General features: G+C 37.1%; 4 protein-coding genes. 3 read left to right on the top strand and 1 reads right to left on the bottom strand.

What is annotated here, in order from left to right; genetic code table 11:
* The 3 genes from HCUR_RS09295 to HCUR_RS06625 form a co-directional block, all read left to right on the top strand.
* Positions 1-191: hypothetical protein (locus HCUR_RS09295; protein ID WP_207760970.1), on the top strand; the 191-nt coding region annotated here is incomplete at its 5' end.
* A gap of 485 nt (positions 192-676) precedes the next feature.
* The gene (rsmA, locus tag HCUR_RS06630; protein WP_104207304.1) at positions 677-1,552 is read left to right on the top strand and encodes a 16S rRNA (adenine(1518)-N(6)/adenine(1519)-N(6))-dimethyltransferase RsmA; all 876 of its coding nucleotides are present in this window, start codon (positions 677-679) and stop codon (positions 1,550-1,552) included.
* Positions 1,536-2,492 (top strand): P-loop NTPase family protein, encoded by a 957-nt coding sequence (locus tag HCUR_RS06625; protein WP_104207303.1) that lies wholly within the window; start codon positions 1,536-1,538, stop codon positions 2,490-2,492. The genes rsmA and HCUR_RS06625 overlap by 17 nt, the downstream gene beginning before the upstream one ends.
* 11 nt (positions 2,493-2,503) lie before the next feature.
* Here HCUR_RS06625 and HCUR_RS06620 read toward each other — a convergent pair whose 3' ends face one another.
* Entirely contained in the window at positions 2,504-3,046 is a 543-nt protein-coding gene (locus HCUR_RS06620) for a hypothetical protein (RefSeq protein WP_129591965.1), read from the bottom strand.
* Positions 3,047-5,287 lie beyond the last annotated feature (2,241 nt).

The following is a 5,287-nucleotide window of genomic DNA, read 5'->3' as shown; positions in this document are numbered from 1 at the left end:
GATTGGCTATCGTCTCGTTTTTCCTTAACGTCCCCGGTCTAAAGTACCGTTTCGCACTGATGACGGACGATATGATTAAAGAAAATGTCTTGATAGAAAAAAGTTTTCGAAAAATCACACAAATACTAATGGGCATCTTTTTTGTCACCAAACTGGGTTTCTATCATCACTGCTTTCTCTACCAGGCGTAGGCGTAGTACACCTTAGGTGGTTTAGGCAAAAATGATTACTTCACCAAAGCGATGAAGATTGAGGCCGTCAGGTTGGATAGCTTGATCAAAAAAAATATTTAGTTTATTCAATATGAGCGCTTTCACTGTCTCAGCAACAGTCAAATTAGTGTATTCATGCTGGCACATCCGTTCATGAATGAGATTTTACCAAGGTAAATTTCTGCATCACTGCCATGACAAAACTGAGGTTATTTAACCCGTTTACGCTCAGTATTCCCCCATGAGAACCTTGTATCTTTGTGATTCAAGAATAGGCAATCGAACCTATTTTCAGGAACGTTGAAATAATGTTTGATCAATGTTTGGGATACAGTAATCAATTTTAAGTTAAAAAAAATTATAAATTTTTCATAATAATTTTTTTTATTTCCCAATAAAAATCAATGATAAAATTAAGTTATTTATTTTTTTGGATAACACGATGCTAAAAGGTACTTTTTTTATTGCTTAGACTCTATCTCCCCCATCAAAAGCATAGTACACTCTATGCTATAAAAGGTTACATCCAATCTGCTGTGGCAATCAAAGCATTAAAAAGATGGGGACAACACTTTTTAAACAGCCCCCTTGGCTTAACTACTATCACTGAAACTGTGTCAGCGATTCAAAAAGTCAATGGACTTCAAGCCATTACAGAAATTGGGCCAGGGTTAGGTGCCCTTACAGATTGCCTTCACCCCTTAACCTCAACCTATTATGTTATGGAGCAAGACCAACGATTTGCACCACGTCTTAGTAGTTATGATCCTCCGCTCAATATTTTATGGGGCGATGCTCTTAGGCAAGAATGGGCTGTATGTCCTAAAAGTGTTTTGGTAGGAAATTTACCCTACAATATCAGCATTCCTATTATATTACGCTGGCTACGCTACAGTGAACGTTTTCCTGAAGCAATATTTATGGTTCAAAAGGAAGTAGGAAAGCGTATAATTTCCAAGCCGTCCACGAAGGCTTACGGCAGGCTTGCTGTGATGATACAAAGCATGGCTCATGTTCGCTGGATATTAACGTTAGGTCCAGAATCTTTTGTGCCGCAACCCAAGGTAGATTCCTGCGTTCTTCATTTAAAAAGAAATTTTAGTATTCCTAAAGATTTAGACACATTAGAAAGCGTTCTAAAGCATTGTTTTTCTCAGCGTAGAAAAATTCTTAAAAATGCCCTAGCAAGAATTTCAGTGAAATTTCCAACGGGATTTTTAGAAGAAGGTCTAGCACGTGTAGGCGCTTCTATGCACTATCGACCTGAAATGTTAACAGTGGATCAATATATAAAATTTTCAGAATATATAAAGGATAGTGAGTATGTGGCAATGGATTAAAGAAAAAGTATACATCAGTGCTCAGGAGTTCTCTGAAAAGCTTCAGAGTTGGTTTTCTGCAGAATGTTCTCACCAAGAAAGTCTTGAAGATTTATTGTTAGAAGCAGACTTTGGCTTAGAAGCGTCTAGCACGTTGGCGGCTTATATCAGCAAACAAAAACCTAAAAATTTTCTCCATGCAAAACAGCTTCTAAGTGCCCGTCTTGAAGTGTTGTTGAAGCCTTACGAAGCGAGATTAGACATGCACCAAGCCTGTGCTGCTCATCCATGGGTTGTCTTAGTGTTAGGGGTAAACGGTGCGGGAAAAACCACATTTTTAGGAAAATTAGCCCATCGTTGGAAGACACAAAACGTGCGATGTGTCGCCGCAGATACCTTTCGCGCCGGTGCCCAAGCGCAATTAAAAATATGGGCTCAGCGTAGCAAAGCAGACATTACTGAGGCAGAACTTCCTAAAGTTGATCTAGCCCTCAATAAGGAACCATCCTCCAGTGGTCGTATTCAGGTCAATTATTACAAAGATCCAGGAAGTATTGTTTATCAAGGATTACAAGATGCACAACGCCACAATAACGGAATTATTTTAATTGATACTGCAGGACGCCTCCCCCATCGCAGTGATTTGATGGATGAGCTTAAAAAAATTCATAGTGTCATCACAAAATATTATAGGGACAAGCCCCATACTTTAAAATCCGTCTTGGTCTTGGACGGTACTACAGGACACCATATGACGACTCAAGTTTCATCTTTTCAAAACATTTTACCTCTATCCGGACTGGTGATCAATAAAATGGATGGTACAGCGCGAGCAGGTATGGTCATCTCTTTAACGCAAGCGTTTAAATTACCACTCTACGGTATAGGAATAGGCGAAGGCTTAGAAGATTTGTACGATTTTGATGCAAAAGCTTTTTCATCGCACATGTTGTGTATATAAAACAGTCATTCTTAAATTTCTTCTAACGTCAGAGACCATTGGAAAGATTCTCCGTGATCTTCTGTAAATTTTATATCAAAAGCCGTTACGATCATGAAGAGAATAGGACAGTAGCTTATAAAACCATGAGCGTCTTGTGGAATTTCAACATTCTGTTCAGAGTGTTCTTTTAATGCTATTGGAACACTATGCTTATCTTGAATTAAAAATACTGAATAAGGTACACAAGGACGCTCAAGAGAAATCATTTTAGGACCTTGAACTTTTAATGTGTAAAGGGGTTGAATACAATAAACCTTCAAACGTATTCCTGGCTTCAAAATTTTACTGGAAGGGGGAAAAGTCCCCTGTCCTGTAATTATAGATCCATATTTGAAAGGTATAGAATGTAAGGTAATACAGTGGCCGTAAATATTTCGTATCAAGTGTCCTTCTTTTTTTGCTGAAAAAAGCGTCTGTGTACAGGTCTGTAGACATGGATTTGATGCTTGAATACTCTCTGATTCATTAGAGGTCTGATCTAGGTAATATAATCGTAAATCTGTCACCATCATTACTATGCGTTATCCTACTATTCTAGTCTGGCAATATTAAACCTAAAAAATCAACGATTCTCTTAAAGTATTACTAATTCACCACTAAAATGAGATGAAAAAAAGTAAATAACCTAGGCATTAAAGGAAGGTTGAAAATAACTCAAGCGATAGAAAGCAACACCTATAATGAAGAATGTGCCAGTTTAGAAAAAAGGACTTTTACAATCTTTTAATTTCACTTTTAAACTGTTTACAAACTATTATGAGCAGACCTTATTCAATATCTAGAAAAAACATAGTATTGGGTATTCTAAAAATTATTTTCACGGTAATAAATCATCTTGAACTAGAGGCATGCAAAAGGAAGCATCAGAAGTGTGTGAAGCACACAGAAATACAGTAAGTAAATATGGTAATCAATATAATAAAGAAATTACCATACTAACGTTTAGGGTGTAAACTTAAACTTTACTATTCAAAATTACAATTATTTGTCAAGGATAATGAGAATACTAGATTGAGAAATATTGGAGTTAAGGAAAGAATATGCCGCAGTAGTATTAAAGAAGTTAGGCTTTACCCATAAAAAATTCTTTACCTTTAGGGAGGCTTATGAAGAAATACATCTCAAGAAACAATCAACGATATAGCGACTGAACATTTTGTATAACGTGACGAGAGGGGTATATAGAAGACACTTTGGAAAGAAAGAGAGTCAGGTAAAAGAAGTAGAACACTGGGCTGGTAAGAAGCATGATCCATAGTCCAAAAAAACCCATAGTATCGTTGGAATAATCAATCGATTGCTCCTAGGGGAGGCAATGTTTTTGCAATACGAATTTTTTAATTATTAGGGAGAACAGTGTTGAATCAAAGCGCTACCCCCAGCCTGATTATGGATCATGCCTCATTCCATAACGAAGGGATGGAATCGCGTTGCTTTTGGAGGGAGTCTACTATTATATTGGCCCGACCGGAACTTCATTGAGACGTTTTAGACTACTATGAAACGATGGATTAGCCTTACTCGCTCTACGCAATCCTATAAGGCTTCAATTCTTTCAAATCCTATATTCAAACTAAACTTTTGTATACTATGCCTCATTCTTTATATTTGCACATGGTTCTTTCAATACCATTTTCATCATTATATACAAGACTTTGCTTTAGTATTTCTTTTATGACTCTATATCATCTATCTTACTTTTTTTCTCGTTTTTCCCTAGAGGAAAAAGTTTTTTATCGCGCACTCCTAGAGATTGTAGTCTCGAGATAGATTGTTTTAAAGTTAAAATGACTGGATCATTCATTTTAAGAATGTGTATTTTATGCAGAAATTCACCGAAAAAAGCCCCCCGTCACCATGATATTTCGAATAACATTTCGAGCTTTTGGAACTTCATATTTCATGCCAATAGAAGCTTTGGGGTAATCTGTACAAGGGACACTCAGAAATTTATTAATAGGTAGATTTTGGAGTTTGAAAACGGGCGCTCTGTAGCGCTATTTTCCGCCTCCTTACGGCGTATGGAAATTTGAGAAAAATTGCTTGAAAAACGCATTGTCCATCCTGATTTTAAGTAGCGTAGATAGATCCTCTCCTTATCACAAGATATCTTCAGGGGGAAAAAACCTAAGAAATCAGCTGTTCAAAGGGGGCTCAACACCAAAATAACCCTGACCTTGGATGCTTTTGGTATTCTAGTGAAAATAGATCTCATACAGAGCCCAGATGATTGTATAGGAGCACCTCCAAAACGCAGCGAAGGCCTAGGGTGCAAAGCATTTTTTTCCTGACACAGCTTATGATAGCACCGATATCGTAAATTACGTGGCTAAAATAGTCTGATTGTTCGCGATTTCAGCACGAAAAAACAGTAGAGTTCAGTGTAATAATGACAAAAATCTCTATAAACTATGTTGTTTGGTTGAAAATATCTTCTTTTATCTCAAATAATGACTTGAAATGATCCCACACTATACCAACAATGCATCCTCATTCCTGGCTGCTGTGCACAATCCGATGCCTGGTTTTTCGGCTTACTATCTCGTGACTACATTGTTTAGGGACATAGAAGCTTTGTATCGGAAAGTTTAAATTTCTATATTTTTATGTAACTTTCTCTAGATAGTGCCGTCACGAGAATCAATCTATACTGGCATGAGATATAGAATGAATCAATGAAAGGTTTTTATGATAGGCGCTCACCGACGCCATGATATGCCAGATCGCATATGGAGTCTTTTAGAGCCGCGATT

The sequence above is a fragment of the Holospora curviuscula genome, from assembly GCF_002930195.1.
Lineage (GTDB): Bacteria > Pseudomonadota > Alphaproteobacteria > Holosporales > Holosporaceae > Holospora > Holospora curviuscula.
This window is presented reverse-complemented; position numbering and strand designations above follow the sequence as displayed.

What these genes read in the sequence shown, in the direction of transcription:
- HCUR_RS06625 (WP_104207303.1), top strand. Translation starts at nt 1,536, where the DNA reads ATGTGGCAATGGATTAAAGAAAAAGTATACATCAGTGCTCAGGAGTTC.
- HCUR_RS06620 (WP_129591965.1), bottom strand. Translation starts at nt 3,046, where the DNA reads ATGATGGTGACAGATTTACGATTATATTACCTAGATCAGACCTCTAAT.